At 39.2% G+C, this 15159-nt stretch carries 12 protein-coding genes; 5 read left to right on the top strand and 7 right to left on the bottom strand.

Features of this window, described 5'->3' with window-relative positions; all coding sequences use genetic code 11:
* Window positions 1–15 precede the first annotated feature (15 nt).
* On the top strand, window positions 16–1398 hold the full coding sequence (locus A6E03_RS05070; RefSeq protein WP_065591943.1) for a DUF3131 domain-containing protein: 1383 nt from the start codon (window positions 16–18) through the stop codon (window positions 1396–1398).
* Window positions 1395–2330 carry a hypothetical protein gene (locus tag A6E03_RS05075; RefSeq protein WP_065600306.1) on the top strand — a complete coding sequence of 312 codons (936 nt, stop codon included), beginning with the start codon at window positions 1395–1397 and terminating at the stop codon, window positions 2328–2330. The genes A6E03_RS05070 and A6E03_RS05075 overlap by 4 nt, the downstream gene beginning before the upstream one ends.
* Before the next feature lie 37 nt (window positions 2331–2367).
* Here the strand turns inward: A6E03_RS05075 and A6E03_RS05080 are convergent, their stop codons facing one another.
* From A6E03_RS05080 to A6E03_RS05095, 4 genes are read right to left on the bottom strand one after another with little or no spacing between them, the layout of a single operon-like run.
* Entirely contained in the window at window positions 2368–2808 is a 441-nt protein-coding gene (locus A6E03_RS05080) for an ATP-binding protein (protein WP_065591941.1), read from the bottom strand.
* A gap of 15 nt (window positions 2809–2823) precedes the next feature.
* Window positions 2824–3975, bottom strand: coding sequence for a sugar phosphate nucleotidyltransferase (locus A6E03_RS05085; protein WP_065591940.1), 1152 nt, complete (start codon window positions 3973–3975; stop codon window positions 2824–2826).
* An 18-nt stretch (window positions 3976–3993) separates the two neighbouring features.
* Window positions 3994–4326, bottom strand: a complete 333-nt coding sequence (locus A6E03_RS05090) for an STAS domain-containing protein (RefSeq protein ID WP_065591939.1) — start codon at window positions 4324–4326, stop codon at window positions 3994–3996.
* Window positions 4278–5531, bottom strand: coding sequence for a SpoIIE family protein phosphatase (locus A6E03_RS05095; protein WP_065591938.1), 1254 nt, complete (start codon window positions 5529–5531; stop codon window positions 4278–4280). The genes A6E03_RS05090 and A6E03_RS05095 overlap by 49 nt, the downstream gene beginning before the upstream one ends.
* Before the next feature lie 196 nt (window positions 5532–5727).
* Between A6E03_RS05095 and A6E03_RS05100 the strand changes: the two genes are divergently transcribed.
* The 3 genes from A6E03_RS05100 to A6E03_RS05110 all read left to right on the top strand — a co-directional run bounded on the left by A6E03_RS05100 (window position 5728) and on the right by A6E03_RS05110 (window position 12651).
* The gene (locus tag A6E03_RS05100) at window positions 5728–7005 is read left to right on the top strand and encodes a glycosyltransferase (protein ID WP_065600307.1); all 1278 of its coding nucleotides are present in this window, start codon (window positions 5728–5730) and stop codon (window positions 7003–7005) included.
* Between the two features lie 157 nt (window positions 7006–7162).
* Window positions 7163–8170 (top strand): hypothetical protein, encoded by a 1008-nt coding sequence (locus A6E03_RS05105; protein WP_065592048.1) that lies wholly within the window; start codon window positions 7163–7165, stop codon window positions 8168–8170.
* Window positions 8171–8313: 143 nt separating this feature from the next.
* The gene (locus A6E03_RS05110) at window positions 8314–12651 is read left to right on the top strand and encodes a calcium-binding protein (RefSeq protein WP_065600308.1); all 4338 of its coding nucleotides are present in this window, start codon (window positions 8314–8316) and stop codon (window positions 12649–12651) included.
* A gap of 151 nt (window positions 12652–12802) precedes the next feature.
* Here A6E03_RS05110 and A6E03_RS05115 read toward each other — a convergent pair whose 3' ends face one another.
* The 3 genes from A6E03_RS05115 to A6E03_RS05125 are packed head-to-tail and all read right to left on the bottom strand — an operon-like array spanning window position 12803 to window position 15158.
* Window positions 12803–13579 (bottom strand): hypothetical protein, encoded by a 777-nt coding sequence (locus A6E03_RS05115; RefSeq protein ID WP_065600309.1) that lies wholly within the window; start codon window positions 13577–13579, stop codon window positions 12803–12805.
* Window positions 13580–13616: 37 nt separating this feature from the next.
* Window positions 13617–13859 carry a hypothetical protein gene (locus tag A6E03_RS05120; protein WP_065600310.1) on the bottom strand — a complete coding sequence of 81 codons (243 nt, stop codon included), beginning with the start codon at window positions 13857–13859 and terminating at the stop codon, window positions 13617–13619.
* A gap of 9 nt (window positions 13860–13868) precedes the next feature.
* Complete coding sequence (locus tag A6E03_RS05125) at window positions 13869–15158, bottom strand: HlyD family type I secretion periplasmic adaptor subunit (protein WP_065591934.1); 1290 nt, start codon at window positions 15156–15158, stop codon at window positions 13869–13871.
* Window position 15159 lies beyond the last annotated feature (1 nt).

Genomic DNA, 15159 nt, shown 5'->3' on the forward strand with positions numbered 1-15159 from the left:
TATAAAGGAAGATAAATGCTAAAAAGTGCAGTACTGATCTTAATATGCTTTTTCTTGTCATCCTGCGGTGTATTGTATAGAGGCGTCCAAGATGGAGTGACCTCTTTAAATCAATCGCAAGCGATACGACAAGGAAGGCATGGCGAATTAACAGAAGGTGAGCTTGAATGGGCTCGCCTTGCTTGGGTATATGTAGAGAATAATACTCAATTAAAAACCGGTCTCGTAAATAGTATTGATAACTATCCAACCACCAATATGTCAGGTATCGCTGATTATTTATTAGCATTAACTGCAGCTCGAGAATTTGAGTTTATCACCAGTAAAGAACATGACGAACGACTTTCCCTTGTCCTTACTTTTTTAAATGAAATGCCATTAAGCATGGGGCAAATCCCAAATAAAGTGTACAGCACTCAAACGGGTCAAATGGTGGATTACGGTAATCAACCTAACGATATTGGCTGGTCTTCTATTGATGTAGGTCGATTGCTGATCGTGCTTGCCATTGTGAAGCAATATAATCCCCAATTTATTGAATATATTGATAAAGCCGTGTTGAAATGGAACTTTTGTGAACTGGTTAATGAAGAGGGTGAACTTTTTGGTGGCAACGTTAATAATGGTAATGTATTTAGGTACAAAGAAGGGCGATTAGGTGTTGAGGAATATACTTCTTATGGCTATTTAGATTGGCAAATAGTTCCAGATAAAGCAATGAGATTAGACCCATATAACGTAGCAACCATGTATGGGATTGATTTTCTATTTGATGGTCGAGATCCACGGCTTTTTGACGTATTACGTCCAGTGTATAGCACGCCATATTTACGATTGGGGCTAGAGTTTAATTGGGATAATATTGAGGATAGTAACTCTAACGATGCAACGCATAGTAATGAAGTGATGTCAGCAATGGCTGATTCCATGTATCGTATTCAAGAGGCTCGTTGGGATAATGATCGTATTTATACGGCACGTGGAGAGCATATTGTCTCAGGTGAACCTTATTTTGTGTATGATGCTATTTACGCTTTAGGTACGCCTTGGATAACGTTATCTGAAGATGGCAGTTCGTATGATGAACTCGCGTTAGTGTCTACCCGAGTTGCTTTTCAAATGTGGGCGCTGTGGAAATCTGATTATACCGATAGATTAATGATATTAGTCCAAGAGTTATATGATCCAGATAGAGGTTGGTACGAAGGCCGATATGAATTAAACAGCCGTTATGAAAAAAGCATTTCATTACAAACCAATGCTGGGGTATTAGAAGCATTATTGTATAAATCACAGGGAAAACTTTACCAACCTGAGAAAAGTAAAGAATATCGAGATGTGCAGTTTAAATCTCGTTTTTCACATCCAGGTCATTGTTTAGTGGAGACATTCCGATGATACGATACACATTAATACCTTTAAGCGTACTTCTATCATTAAGCTCTTCGTTAAGCTTTGCCAGAGTGGTTGATATTGAATTGTCGATATACAGTAAAGGAACGATGTTAGCGAATAGCCCTAGAGAAAGGCAATCAGCTGAATATTGGCACCAATTATCAAATAAAATTATAGCCTCAGAATCTAAGTTGGGTTCTCAGGCTATGTGGCAATATGCAGGTTTATCTGAAGCATTAGCTGCGATTTCTGCCAATAAGCGGAATGATATAAAAGCGTATGAATACTGGTCAAATAGCACTCGTTATTTATTAACCGGAGGGACAGAGTGGCCTCAAATACAAAAACATCTCCACCGCCGTTATGAGCAAATTAATACTCAATTATCCACGCAATTAACGTCTTCTGATGTAGGGATCTCTTTAGATAATCAATGGGAACAAGAGTTAACTATTTTGCAAGTATGGGAAGAAAAATTAGGATTATTTACCTTTAAAGGGCCTAAGTTGGGTTTGAAATCTAAGAATCCAAATGTAGACGTTTCTGTACCGGCAACGCCTAACTATCATTCACCTCGAGCGATTAAATCTTCTGATACAACAGGAAAGAAAAAGCTAACAGGGTTAGGAGGGGGCTTTTCTCGCGGCCAAAGCTTCATACCAGTAACGAATGAGCCGGTTGATAGAAAAAAGGAAGAGGCTGCTAAAATAGAAACGATAGAATTGCGCAATGGGGTTGTTATTACACCAGATGAAGAGTTTGATTACCGAAACGTAGAAAAAGACAATGTTATAAAGAAAGAAGAGAAAAAGGCGGTTGAGAAAGAAAAATATAACCCAATTCATAAAGCGAATATTGGTAATATAGATGACAATAAAGTTGAAATTCTACAACGAAGAACGTTCATACCAGTAGTTAATGAGCCAGAAAAGTAAGACGGTCAATTCATCAAAACGAAGAAAAACGCTTAAATTAACGTAAGCGTTTACCTAAATAGAAAGTGTTTTTCCCATCTTTGTTCTCATAGGCAATGGTGTCCATTAATTGGTCGACAATAATGAATCCACGCCCTGAAGTTAGCCACGTTTCTGGTTTATCTTCTTCGGGTACGATAAAGCTTTGTTCAGTAGATTGTACTAATACTTCTTGAGGAAGCGCTTGACCATAATCAGAAATCTCCGTGATAAGTAGAGCGGGAGTTTGCAGGTAAGACTTTACTTCGATTACAGGCCCATCTTGATTTAGATAGGCGTGTTCGTAGGCGTTGTTTACCATTTCGACGAGGCATAGTTCTGCTTGATTTATGGTATCTTCAGAAATATTTAATGATGCCCAATAGATCTTAATATCATTAGATACAAATCGAGATGCTTCGATTGAACTAGGATAGGTACTTGAAAAAATAGATTCCACAACGCCTCCTTGCGATTACTTTTCTGTGGTACTTTTCGTATTGGTGAATACGGAGATATCAGATAAGGTATCTTCCATAACGGTAGATATGCACTCCGTACTCAATTCTGAGTAGGAGGTACTGTTCCCTTCACGGTCTATACAATAGTTATTAAAGACTGTTTTTTGATCCAATAGCATAAAATCTTTGATATGAATATAATCATAGATTAATGAATTACGAACAATCGCCTCTGAATCAACCGTACAATTTGGGCTGATAACAGTGGGCCCTTCAATCGTTGCCCCATTTTTTATATGGCAACCACTAGAGATGACAACAGGAGGAGTGATATTACAATATTTTAAATCAATCACCGTATTAATACCTAGCCAAACCCCTGCTTTTATTTGCGTACCAGGAATAGGATAGCCATTCACTTTGCCATTTAATATGTCGTTGGTTACATCCCAAATATCGGTAATGTTACCTACGTCAAGCCATTGAAAATCCATATTTACGGAATAAAATGGAATGTTTTTCTCGACGAGTAATGGGAATAACTCACTGCCTATATCGTATTCTCCTTCTTTAGGGATAAAATCGAAAATAGCCGGTTCAAAAATATAGATCCCAGTATTCGCTTGGTTAGATAACGCAGCTTCTGGTGTTGGTTTTTCTTGGAAATGGGTAATTAGTCCATGGCTATCAGAAACCACAATGCCATATTTATGAATGTCTTCATTTAATACCGCTTTAGTTACAATTGTGGCAATCCCACCTTTCTCTTTATGATGTTTAACTGCTTTAGTTAGATCCAAATCAATCCATGCATCACCACACACCACGACAAAAGTATCATCAAAGAAACCTGAAAACTGTTGGATTTTCTGCATTCCTCCAGCAGATCCTAAGGTTTTGCTTTTGAATTCACCGTTAATGATTTCGCCTTCATAGGAGTAAGACAGTTGGGCATTGAAATGATGACCATCTCTAAAATAGCCTTCAATCACCTCAGATAAATGACTTGTATTAATAACAATTTTATTAATGTTGTGTTTGGCGAAAAGCTCAATCATCGATTCCATCACGGGTTTACCTAAAATAGGGATCATTGGTTTTGGAATTGTGTGGGTAATGGGTTTTACTCTCGTCCCTTTACCAGCAGCTAAAATCATACCTTTCATAATCGTTCCTTTTATACTTTACGCTGACGTAAGCAGTGCATCCTCAAGTGTTGCGTAATTTGGAATTAAACGGTCCATTCGAGTGAGTTTTAATAAGTCTTCTACTGGTTTTTGTAGATTAATAACACTGACTGTTTTACCTCTACATAATTTATAAACCCCCATGATTGCGCCTAGACCACTGCTATCCATAAATCTTACGCTGCCTAAATCTAGGATTAAATGGTCACTAAATTGAGGGAGTAATTCTTCCGCTTCTTTGCGAAACTGAGGCGCTAGTTTTGCGTCAAAACGTTCTTCGTTTATCTGAAGAATTGTGCATTTACCTTGGTCGTTAATTTCGTATTGCATGAGTCATCCTCTTGTTTGAATTTGCCTTTCCACTCGACAGCAAGAACACTGACATCGTCTTCGAACGTATTCGATTCTTGCCATGTTCGTACTCTATTAACGAGTAGCTCGGTTTGTAAATGAGTAGGGTGGGAGCTTATATCCATAATAGATTTTCTAAGCCCGTTCTCGGTAAATTGCTTTGTGGCTTGTTTATTTTCAGCTTCGGTTATTCCATCAGAATAGACCCAAATTTTGTCGCCTGGAGAGAGCTTTATTTGTGATGATTGATAATCAACAAAATCAAAGGCACCTACGACAAAATTGTCATGGCCGATAAGTTCGGCTTTTTTTGAATCGTTGTGTAACCAAACTAAAGGGGGGTGCCCCGCTGAGCAGTAATGCATATCGCCTGTTTTTACATTGAGTACGGCATAGATCATCGTGAAATAGAGTTGAATTTTGTCATCACTGATATAAAGCTTATTTAATTTATTGATAACTTCTTCCGGTGGCGTTATTTGATTATTTATGTCTTTCACAATAGAAGATGGGCCTTCGATAATTGATAAGCTTTGTTGAACAGAAAAAGACATTAATGCGGATGAGACGCCATGTCCCGCGACATCAAAAAGATAAAAAGCGAGATGTTCAGGATCTAGTTGCATATATCCCAGCATATCTCCACCAATTTGAGCACTTGGAATCGACATGTAATTTAGCTCAACACCCGCAAAATTGGTTTGTGTTGGTAATAGTTGTCGTATGAGATCCCCTGCGGAGTCGAGATCTTTTCTAATCGTGGCGTAAGCTAAATCGAGTTCTTGGTTTTTATCCGTAAGCTTATTGTGTAACTCTAAGGTTCTAAAGCCGGCTTTTACACGCGCTTCCAATTCTTTAACATCCGTTCCTTTTACGATGAAATCGTCAGCTCCGGCATTAATACCGTTAATGACGGATAATTTGTCATCTTTTCCTGAGAGTAAAACAAAGAAAATATAACGGTCGAACTCAAGCTCTTTTAATTTTTTACATAATTCAATGCCATCCATTTCTGGCATTATCCAATCACTCAAGACAAACTGAATTTGTGGTTTCTCAGTTAAAATGGTCAGAGCTTCTAATCCATTTTTTGCTGAGATTATCTGATATCCACAACGTTTTAATAGGGATGACATAAACAAAAGGCTGACAGGATCATCGTCTACTATTAAAATGTATTCCATTTAAAATCCTTTTCTTGATGGCCTTTAATTATAAGTATGTAATTGAATACTTTTATCTAGCCTAGGATATATTTTTCCGTAATCAAGGGTAAATAAACTATTTTTTATTTTTGTTTCATTTTACTGGTTTTCTCCCTTACCTTGCCTATTCTTTTTTAGAAATAATGATTAAGTATTAAAAAAGGAAGGGCGGAATATGGATAATAAAACCATTTTAAATATCATGACTCATTCAAATAATTCATTTGATTTAACCTGCGAGAAAGATCAAAAAGAATTATTGTTATTAGCCGATAAATTAAATTCATTTGAAAATATCTCTGTCTCAGAATATAAATCATTTCTAGAATTAGAATCACCCCCACTTATGTTTAAATTAGCGGTTAAATTAGTAGAGTCTCGCCGGCTGCTCATGAATATAACAACGCCATTAACCGTTGGTATTGTTTTTGCTATGTGGGGAGAACATCATCGATTAAATAAAAGATCGAAAATAAACCCTAATGGGGAAAATTCATTAATCACTAAAATAGAACAATTAAGTTGGATTACAGAAGGCACAGGTGTGCACTGGAAACTCTATCCAGTTGATGATGGTTGTCCGCACCATAGCTTCGATATTGCAAATAAAATAGCGCAGGAAAGTGATGCTAAAGCTCAAGTAAACGTAATGCGGTTAAATGATGCCATACCGACAGAGACAGGACCATTACAGAACCTTCACCATGTTGATGAGTCGAAAAAAGGCGGAGCAATTATCCTTGGTTGTCAAAAAGCATTAGAGGATGGCATGGATTGTGTTGTTTATACTGATGCGGATAATTCCGTTCATTTAGGACAACTTGGTTTGTTACTTGCCCCTTATATTGAAAATAATACACAGGTTATTTTAGGCAATCGTAAGCATAAAGAGTCTATCCTTGTTAAACAGGAGGAGCGCTGGGGAGTTGGCATTAAAACCCTACGTCATATGCAGCGTATGATTGGTTCGCAAATATTTACCCAAGGAATTAAAGACACTCAAGCGGCGTTTAAACTGTATAGCCACGATGCACTTGTTGATATATTAAAAGCACCAACAGTGTATGATTTTTCGTTTGATACCGATTGGATTTTAGCTTCCATGGAACAAAATAAATCGATAATGACAGTGCCGTTTGCTTTTATTGATTCAGCTGCGGAATCCGCTTCAATTACTCAAGGTCCAATGACGACATGGTATACATTACTTGATGGTTTAGTTAAGGCAGTTAGAGCCAGAAATGCCGAACACAATAATGAAATGGCAGCCATTTTTGATAAAGAAGTGACCTCTTATAAAGATCTCGAATTGATTATTGATATTCTGCCTCCAGAGCTTATGAATGCTGAAGATTATCAATTGGGAGATCCAAAAATAATGTCTCCAAAAGCATTGAAAGTGTGGTTTGATAAAGCAAAAACAAAAGCAAAACAACAACCAGCCATGGCTTGATAGTTGTTTTTGTAGCAATAGCATCCTAGATTACAATAAGTACATTAATAAATAAGTCTTCGAGTAAATTGAGGACTTATTTTATTGACGAGGCTCTTTTATTTCTGATAAAGAAAAAGAGGTTATGTGGCTTATCTACGGATGGATTTACGCCTTGATGACAATAAAATACAACCGAGTCATTTTACCGATCAGTGGATTGATATTTCCGTTGTGTTTTTCTTTATCTGCAATTTCTAATGAATACTTATCAAATAGCGCGAAACACAAAAACGCGCCGACGTCCCCAAATATTACTGAACCAAGAAATAGCTCAGCTTCTGAATCGCCCCCTACAGAGGGTGAACATATCTGGAATGGTGTCCAAAGTTCGTTCTATTTCCCTATAGAGCAGTGGGATGATGAACAGGGTTTCTTTCATGGGCTAAGTGGTAATGTAGGCTACAATTATCCATTATTAGATACGCCCTCAGCAAATATTCCAGCAGGTGCGACATCAGGACCTACGAATACCAATCAAACCCTTACATTGTCGCTTAAATACAGTATTTTGGGCAGTTGGTTTGTATCAGGAACTGCATATCATTATATAGACCAAGACCAGCAGCAAACGTGGAACCCTGATTTTACGTATGTGTTTGGTTACAGTGATTGGCGCCCTTATACCTTGAGCTTGGTTTACGCCAATTATGGGGGGAATAGATTCAGTCCTGATGAGGGTGAATCGATGACTCATTTTAATCAAGGAACGTGGTCTCTTGGTTGGAAGTTTCCAATAGTTGAACCTGTGGTTAATTGGTTTACGTTTACTGATGAAGGGAGTATCGGGTGCCAGGTTGATTTTAATTATACCCACGAGTATTTCAATTTAGAGACGAGTGAATATTTAAATGGTCATAAAACGGTATCACTTGGATGCAAATATTCTATTTTTGGGAATTGGTATATTAATGGCACTGCTTTTTATTATTTAGATAAAAATCAACAACAACCATGGAATCCAGATTATACCTATGGCTTTGGTTATTTTGATTGGCATCCAGGAACAATTACACTTCAATATAATAACTATTCAGGCAATCGATGGAACTCCTCAGACAGAGGCGATGATACTGGTCGATTTATTGACGGTGCCATTAGTTTGTCATATTCATTTTCTTTTTAAATAAATTACGCTTTGTCTTAATATTTATGGATATCTAATTATTTATTCCTATTCTATTTATAACGAACCTTATATTACGAAAATGGTAGCGGTGTTGTGAAGTCCTACTTAATGTAATTGTTATTAATAATAGAGAGGTCCAAATGGAAGGAACCAAATATAACGATACAATCACGGGCACATCAGAGGATGATAATGTAAATGCTCAATCAGGTAGTGATCAGGTAGAGGGTTTATCTGGCGACGATCACATTGCTGGCGGTGAGGGCAGTGACGTTATTTCTGGTGGTGAAGGCAAAGACACTATTTTTGGCGATGTAGAATATACCCCTGAGGACAATGCTTCAGAAACCCCTGACGCTAGCTCTGGCGGTGATAGTTGGGGAACGTCTCAATCTGTTTATCAATTTACAGCATCAGAAGACACGCCCGCAGAAGAAGTGACGCATGGCGCGCGATTAGGTAATTATTTAGTTGATGACGTTGGCAATATTACCACCAAGTTTACGCTTAATACGGTATTAACCACGGTGACGATTGAGCTGACGGATCAAGATGGCAATGTGATTAAAACAGTTCAAGCCCCTGTTGATGAAAATGGAGAGGTCAACCTAGATATTAACTTTACGGGTGATGAAATCAGTAACGATCAAGTGATTAACTTTGTCTTAAAAGATCCTAATGGTGATCTAATTACTGACATTGAAGCGGTCGAGTTTGTCGCTCATAACATTTATGACGATCGCATTGATGGTGGTGATGGTGATGATGCCATTTTTGGGCAGCAAGGTTCAGATCTTATCATGGGTGGGGCGGGCAATGATTTCCTCGATGGTGATATAAACGACGACCGTTTATATGGCGGAGAAGGCGATGATGTGCTTATCGGTGGTAATGGTGATGATGAACTGCACGGCGGCGAAGGTAACGATACCCTGTTAGGCAGTGATGGTGATGATACTTTATTTGGTAATGCGGGTAATGACATTCTTCTAGGCGAGCTTGGGAATGATCGTATTGAAGGTGGTTTGGGAGATGACATTATTATCGGTGATGACGGTGATGATGTACTTTATGGCGATGAAGGAAATGACTTATTACTTGGTGGTTCGGGTTCTGACCAACTTTATGGTGGTGAAGGCAACGATGAACTACAAGGTGATGCAGGAAGTGACATTATTGAAGGGGGGGCGGGCGACGATTTCGTTTTAGGCGGCGCTGGCGATGATGTAATTTCAGGACAAGATGATAATGATTTATTACTGGGTGGTGATGGAAATGACCAACTATCAGGTGATGCAGGTAATGATCTACTTTTTGGTGAATTAGGTAACGACACTATTACTGGTGGCCTTGGTGATGACGAGCTTTATGGCGATGATGGTGATGATGTTCTTATTGGCGGAGAAGGTAATGATCAACTCTTTGGCGGAAAAGGAACCGATAGATTAGATGGTGGTTCTGGTGATGATATTCTTCATGCCAATGAGGGGGATGATGTTATTAATGCTGGCTCAGGTGATGATGTTATCTATGCGGGTAGTGGTAATGATGTTATTGATTCAGGTGAAGGAAACGACACTGTTTTTGGTGAAATAGGCAATAATTCCATAGTATCAGGTGATGGGGATGACACAATTTATACCGATTATGGCAACGATGTTATCGACTCTGGTGCGGGTGATGACCTCATTTATTCTGGTTCTGGCGATAATCAAATCACTACGGGGCAAGGGGCTGATGTGGTCTATGCCGATGCTGGCGTTGATACCATTGATACTGGTACTGGTGACGATATTGTGTATGCAGGCGATGGGGAAAACACTGTTGTAACAGGTGAAGGTAATGACCAGGTTTTTTCTGGTTCAGGCCAAGACACGATTCAAACAGGCGCTGGAGATGATGCTATTTTCTCAGGTGGTGGAGCTGATGTCATTCATTCAGGTTCGGGCAACGACGCTGTTTATGCTGGCGCTGGTGACGATATTGTCTATGGTGAAACCGGTAATAATCGACTGGTCGGAGAAGAAGGCAATGATACGTTATATGCAGGTGAAAATGGCAGTGTACTTATTGGCGGGCAAGGCAATGATGAACTTGTTGGGTCGAGTGAAAATGATGAGTTACATGGCGGCAGTAACGATGACCATTTAATGGGTGGTTTAGGGGATGATATTTTAACAGCAGGTTCCGGTAACGACACATTGATTGCCGGTGAAGGCGATGACACCATTTATGGAGACTCTGGTACAAACCAAATTGATGCCGGTTCTGGTAATGATACGATTTATGGTGGTACAGGTACAGATACGATAACTGCAGGCGAGGGCAACGATACGATTTATGCAGGAGCAGGGGCTGATGTAATCGATGCCGGCTTGGGCGATGACAGTATTGATGCTGGCGCTGGGAATGATGATATTGCTGGTGGATTGGGTAACGACAGCCTCTTTGGTGGGGATGGGGATGATACTCTGGTTGGCGGTGAGGGCTATGATTTCTTAGCCGGTGGAGAAGGCAACGATACATTAATCGATGATGGACAAGATACTCTCGTTGGTGGTGGTGGCGATGATACGTTAATAGCTGCAGCAACAGGCAGCCATCAAATGTATGGCGGAGAAGGTAACGATACTCTTGTCGGAAGTGCTGCTGGTGATACGCTTTATGGTGGCGAAGGGGCAGATACCATTCAAGGTGGCGAAGGCGATAATACCTTATTCGCAGGTGGTGGTACCGATACCATAACCGCAGGCTCTGGCGATGATACGGTTTACGGCGAAGCCGGCACTAATACCATTGATTTAGGAGAAGGGACAAACACCTTATTTGGCGGCAGTGGGTCAGATAGTGCAGTATCAGGCAGTGGTGATGACTCCTTATATGGTGGCGAAGGAAATGATTCCTTAGCCAGTGGCAGTGGTGTTGATTATCTTGATGGCGGTCAAGGTGCTGATTTACTTCAAGGTCAAGAGGGCGATGATGTTCTTGCTGGTGGAGAAGGAAACGATACGTTAGAAGGTGGTTCAGGTACGGATAAATTGTTTGCAGGCTCTGGTAACGATAATTTATCAGGGGGAGATGGTCAGGATGAATTGCATGCCGAGTCAGGTAACAATATTCTTCATGGGAATGATGGAGACGATGTTTTATACGGTGGTTCAGGTGATGATTCATTGTATGGTGATGCCGGCGATGACCGATTAGAAGCGCTTAGTGGCAATAATGCCTTAGATGGCGGGGAAGGGAAGGATAATCTTAAATCGGGATCAGGTAATGATATCTTGGTCGGTGGTTTAGGTGAAGATACGCTTGAGGCTGGCGATGGTAGCAATACGCTTGATGGTGGAGAAGGTAATGATAATCTAACTTCAGGCTCTGGCCATGACGTATTGCAAGGTGGCAGTGGCAATGACACCTTAGTTTCTGGCTCTGGTAATGATCAGCTCTTTGGCGGTGAAGACAACGATAAACTGTACGGTGGTTCAGGTTCAGATATTCTTGATGGTGGCGTTGGGGATGACCGATTATTTGGTCAAAACGATAATGACCAGCTTTATGGGAACTCTGGTAACGATTATGTTTCTGGCGGCTCTGGCGATGATAGCCTGTATGGTGGCGATGGTAATGACACCTTAAAAGGTGACAGTGGAAACGATGTCCTTTGGGGAGAACAGGGTAATGATACTCTTCAAGGTGGATCGGGAGATGATGTACTGTACGGCCAAGAAGGTGACGATACCTTATCTGGTGGTGGTAATGCCGATTCACTTTATGGTGATGTAGGTGATGACCGATTATCAGGAGATTCTGGCGCAGATAACCTCTCTGGTGGAGAGGGGAACGATTCACTCTCTGGTGGTAATGATGATGACTATCTTGATGGTGGTGTAGGCAATGATACCTTAGATGGTGGCTCGGGCGATGACCTTATTTTTGGTCAAGAAGGTAATGATTATCTTGATGGCGGCTCAGGCAGTGATCAGATCTTTGCTGGTTCAGGCAACGACACCTTAGTTTTCGACCAAGATGATATAAACACAACCGATGGAGCAACCGTTCACTTTAGTGGTGGCGAAGGCTTTGATGTCATGGTTGTTGGTAGTGATGGTCAAGATAACGTCATTGATATGACACAAACGGCTTACCAAGAAATCGAAGGCGTGGTGGTTAATACCTCTAATACGGAATTGAAAATCGCATTAGATAAAATATTGGTTAATGAGAGTGCTGGAGAAGCAAATGGGCAGTTTGTTTGTTCAGGCGTCGAAACCCTTAATATCGATGGTTCTCATTGGCAATTAACCGGCAATCCATTATCTATGGACAGTGCTTTAAAAGACGCTTATGAAGCCAGTAATATAGATACCACTAGCTTAAATGGCTATACCTTTGCGAACAGTGCCGGTGATGAAGTTACCATCTGGAGTGATTGCGATGAAGACCAAATTACGATAGCAGACCCAAATGACATGGCGTAATTATAGTGTCATTACTGTGATTATTTATTTTTCACTTTAATGAAATAAAGCCCACGTTCCATTTAAATGTAAGACGTGGGCTTTTTTGTAGCTTATTATAATTAAAGAGATAAAAGCCGATGACCGTAATTTTTATCGGCTTTTTAAGATGTTAATCTTCAATACATAACTGACGGTTTTGAGCTGTAATCGATGTATCATTAGCAATAACAAAATGATAATAACTGGAGTCCATTTGGTTTTTTTGCAAGTAAGTTCTAATATGGCTTAGGGTACTTTTAGCTTCGTTATAACGATATAAATAATCTTTATCGCATTTATTCTCTACACTTAAATCTACTTGGTATGAATCAAATTTTTTCATCAATGATTCTACTCTTTCCTCATCAATGGCTTTTTTCTCTTCAGCACTTACCGTTTTTTCTACAGGAGTGTTCTTTAATTTATCTAATTCTGTACGTTGTTGCTCAAGATCAGCCTCTTTAGATTGTAAGGCGATTCGGTCTTTTTCTAGTTGGGTATTCATCTTTTTTTGTTCTTTTGCTAATTGCGTTTTCATTTTCCTATTGTAATTCGATTTATAACGGGCCAGCTTACGTTGTTCATTATGTAACTGCTGTTCTAATAAGCTGATAGTCAGATTTTTCTCTACTAAACTTTCACTTACCATACTTAAATCTCGGCGTAAGACGTTATTTTTATCATAGAGTTCAAGCATCTCCTTTTCTAATTGAGAGGTTATACCGTTGTATTCTTCCAATGATGTTGCCATCATTTTTTCTGTCATTAATGCCTTCGTTAATTTCTCAATAGTTTCGTTTTTATTATTAATCGATGAGCTTAAAGACAGCAACATCATTCCGCCGATAAAAACACAAGCTATGAGGAACATAAGGAAAATTTGCAGTTTTTTAGTGTATGTAATCATGAGAACGTTCTCTAATTAATTGGTCGTTAAGCGTTTATTAAACTAAAGTATGCAGCACTTTTTCATCGCAATGTGGACAAAAATAAGAGTGCTTATGTATAAGTGTTTGACAATGTGGGCATGGCAATTTTATGCGATTTTTACTTAATAAAATAAGACACAATCCAACAGGACCAAGTACGTACCCAAGTAGTATTCCAGCAATAAAATTTCCTTTGCGATAACCAATAAAAGCAGTTAAGGCAAAGAAAAACAGATAAAAACTAAGCCAAAAAATCATGAGATATCCTTATTGTTCACGAAATGCTTTGTAGTAAGAATTAAATAAAGGCGCGGTGAGATAATCCCATAGCGTTCTTTTTTCAAGTAAAATTAAAACATCGGTAGGCATACCGGGGTAAAGCTCAACATTGCTTAGCTTGGTGATCTCTTCTTGAAGTAGTTGGATTTTTACCAAGTAACCGGTTTCTTTTTCACCACGTTGATTTAGCCTATCTGCGGCAACGTAGATAACGGTTCCTGTTATTGGAGGGGTTTTACGAATGTTATAAGCGCTTAATCTGACTTTTGCTGTTTGTCCTGTTCTTACTACGTCAATGTCTTCAGGTTTCACTATGGCTTGTACTATTAATTGTTCATTATTTGGAACAATCTCCATGATGATATCTCCAGGATTGACTACGCCGCCAATACTGTGAACATTTAAACCGACAATAGTGCCAGTATGTTCACTTCTTACTTTAATTCTTGAACGTATATCTAGCGCCGTTTTTAATGCTTGATTTATGTCTAACCACTCTTTTTCTAATTGGTTTGATTGCGAGGAAATGGATTGTTTTAATTCAATGTCTTTAGCCTCGAAGTCTTGTTTTAGCGTAGTTAGTTGGCGAGTAGATACATTAATTTTGGTTTGTAATTCTTCTCGCTGAGATTCAACACTGGCTTGATGTCGTTGGATTTCAAACATCTTAGTTTGAGAAACGTATCCTTTTTTAAGCAACCCTTTCATCATCGCGATTTCTTTATTTACCAATTGTAGTTGACGTTTAATCGACGTTAATTGAGATTTAGAACCGCGAATTTGTTCGGTCAGTTGCTCTTTATTTTGGTTATATTGATTGGTTCGTAGTTCATTACGCAATAAGAATTGTTGAAACTGAAGCATTTGACTATTTAGAATGTTCATTACGTCAGCACTGTTGGCTTCTTCATGATAGGTCTTTGTCCAGGTGATGGTTTCATTATTTTCTAATTCCGCCTGTAAGCGCTCTATTGTGGCTTTTAAGGAAATTGAACGCAGCATTAAACGATAATAATCGGCATCGGCTTTCGTGTTAGCAAGCTCAATAAGCAGTTCTCCTTTTTCGACGTGTTGTCCCTCAACAACATGAATTGCTTTTACCCAACCCCCTTGTAAATGCTGAATTTTTTTACGCTGAGATTCTACAACTAGAGAGCCATTAGCAATGGACGCGGAGCTTAATTGGGCAGTGGTAGCCCATAAGGCAAAGCCGCCCACAGTAAAAAGGATAAAGAGAGAGCACATGATGATAATTTTTGTGGTACCGAACTGAGTCATA

The organism is Aliivibrio sp. 1S128 (assembly GCF_001691065.1).
GTDB lineage: Bacteria > Pseudomonadota > Gammaproteobacteria > Enterobacterales > Vibrionaceae > Aliivibrio.

Coding starts and splice junctions, on each gene's coding strand:
- A6E03_RS05085 (WP_065591940.1), bottom strand. CDS start 3,975: ATGAAAGGTATGATTTTAGCTGCTGGTAAAGGGACGAGAGTAAAACCC.
- A6E03_RS05070 (WP_065591943.1), top strand. CDS start 16: ATGCTAAAAAGTGCAGTACTGATCTTAATATGCTTTTTCTTGTCATCC.
- A6E03_RS05105 (WP_065592048.1), top strand. CDS start 7,163: ATGACAATAAAATACAACCGAGTCATTTTACCGATCAGTGGATTGATA.
- A6E03_RS05110 (WP_065600308.1), top strand. CDS start 8,314: ATGGAAGGAACCAAATATAACGATACAATCACGGGCACATCAGAGGAT.
- A6E03_RS05095 (WP_065591938.1), bottom strand. CDS start 5,531: ATGGAATACATTTTAATAGTAGACGATGATCCTGTCAGCCTTTTGTTT.
- A6E03_RS05115 (WP_065600309.1), bottom strand. CDS start 13,579: ATGATTACATACACTAAAAAACTGCAAATTTTCCTTATGTTCCTCATA.
- A6E03_RS05125 (WP_065591934.1), bottom strand. CDS start 15,158: ATGACTCAGTTCGGTACCACAAAAATTATCATCATGTGCTCTCTCTTT.
- A6E03_RS05075 (WP_065600306.1), top strand. CDS start 1,395: ATGATACGATACACATTAATACCTTTAAGCGTACTTCTATCATTAAGC.
- A6E03_RS05100 (WP_065600307.1), top strand. CDS start 5,728: ATGGATAATAAAACCATTTTAAATATCATGACTCATTCAAATAATTCA.
- A6E03_RS05090 (WP_065591939.1), bottom strand. CDS start 4,326: ATGCAATACGAAATTAACGACCAAGGTAAATGCACAATTCTTCAGATA.
- A6E03_RS05120 (WP_065600310.1), bottom strand. CDS start 13,859: ATGATTTTTTGGCTTAGTTTTTATCTGTTTTTCTTTGCCTTAACTGCT.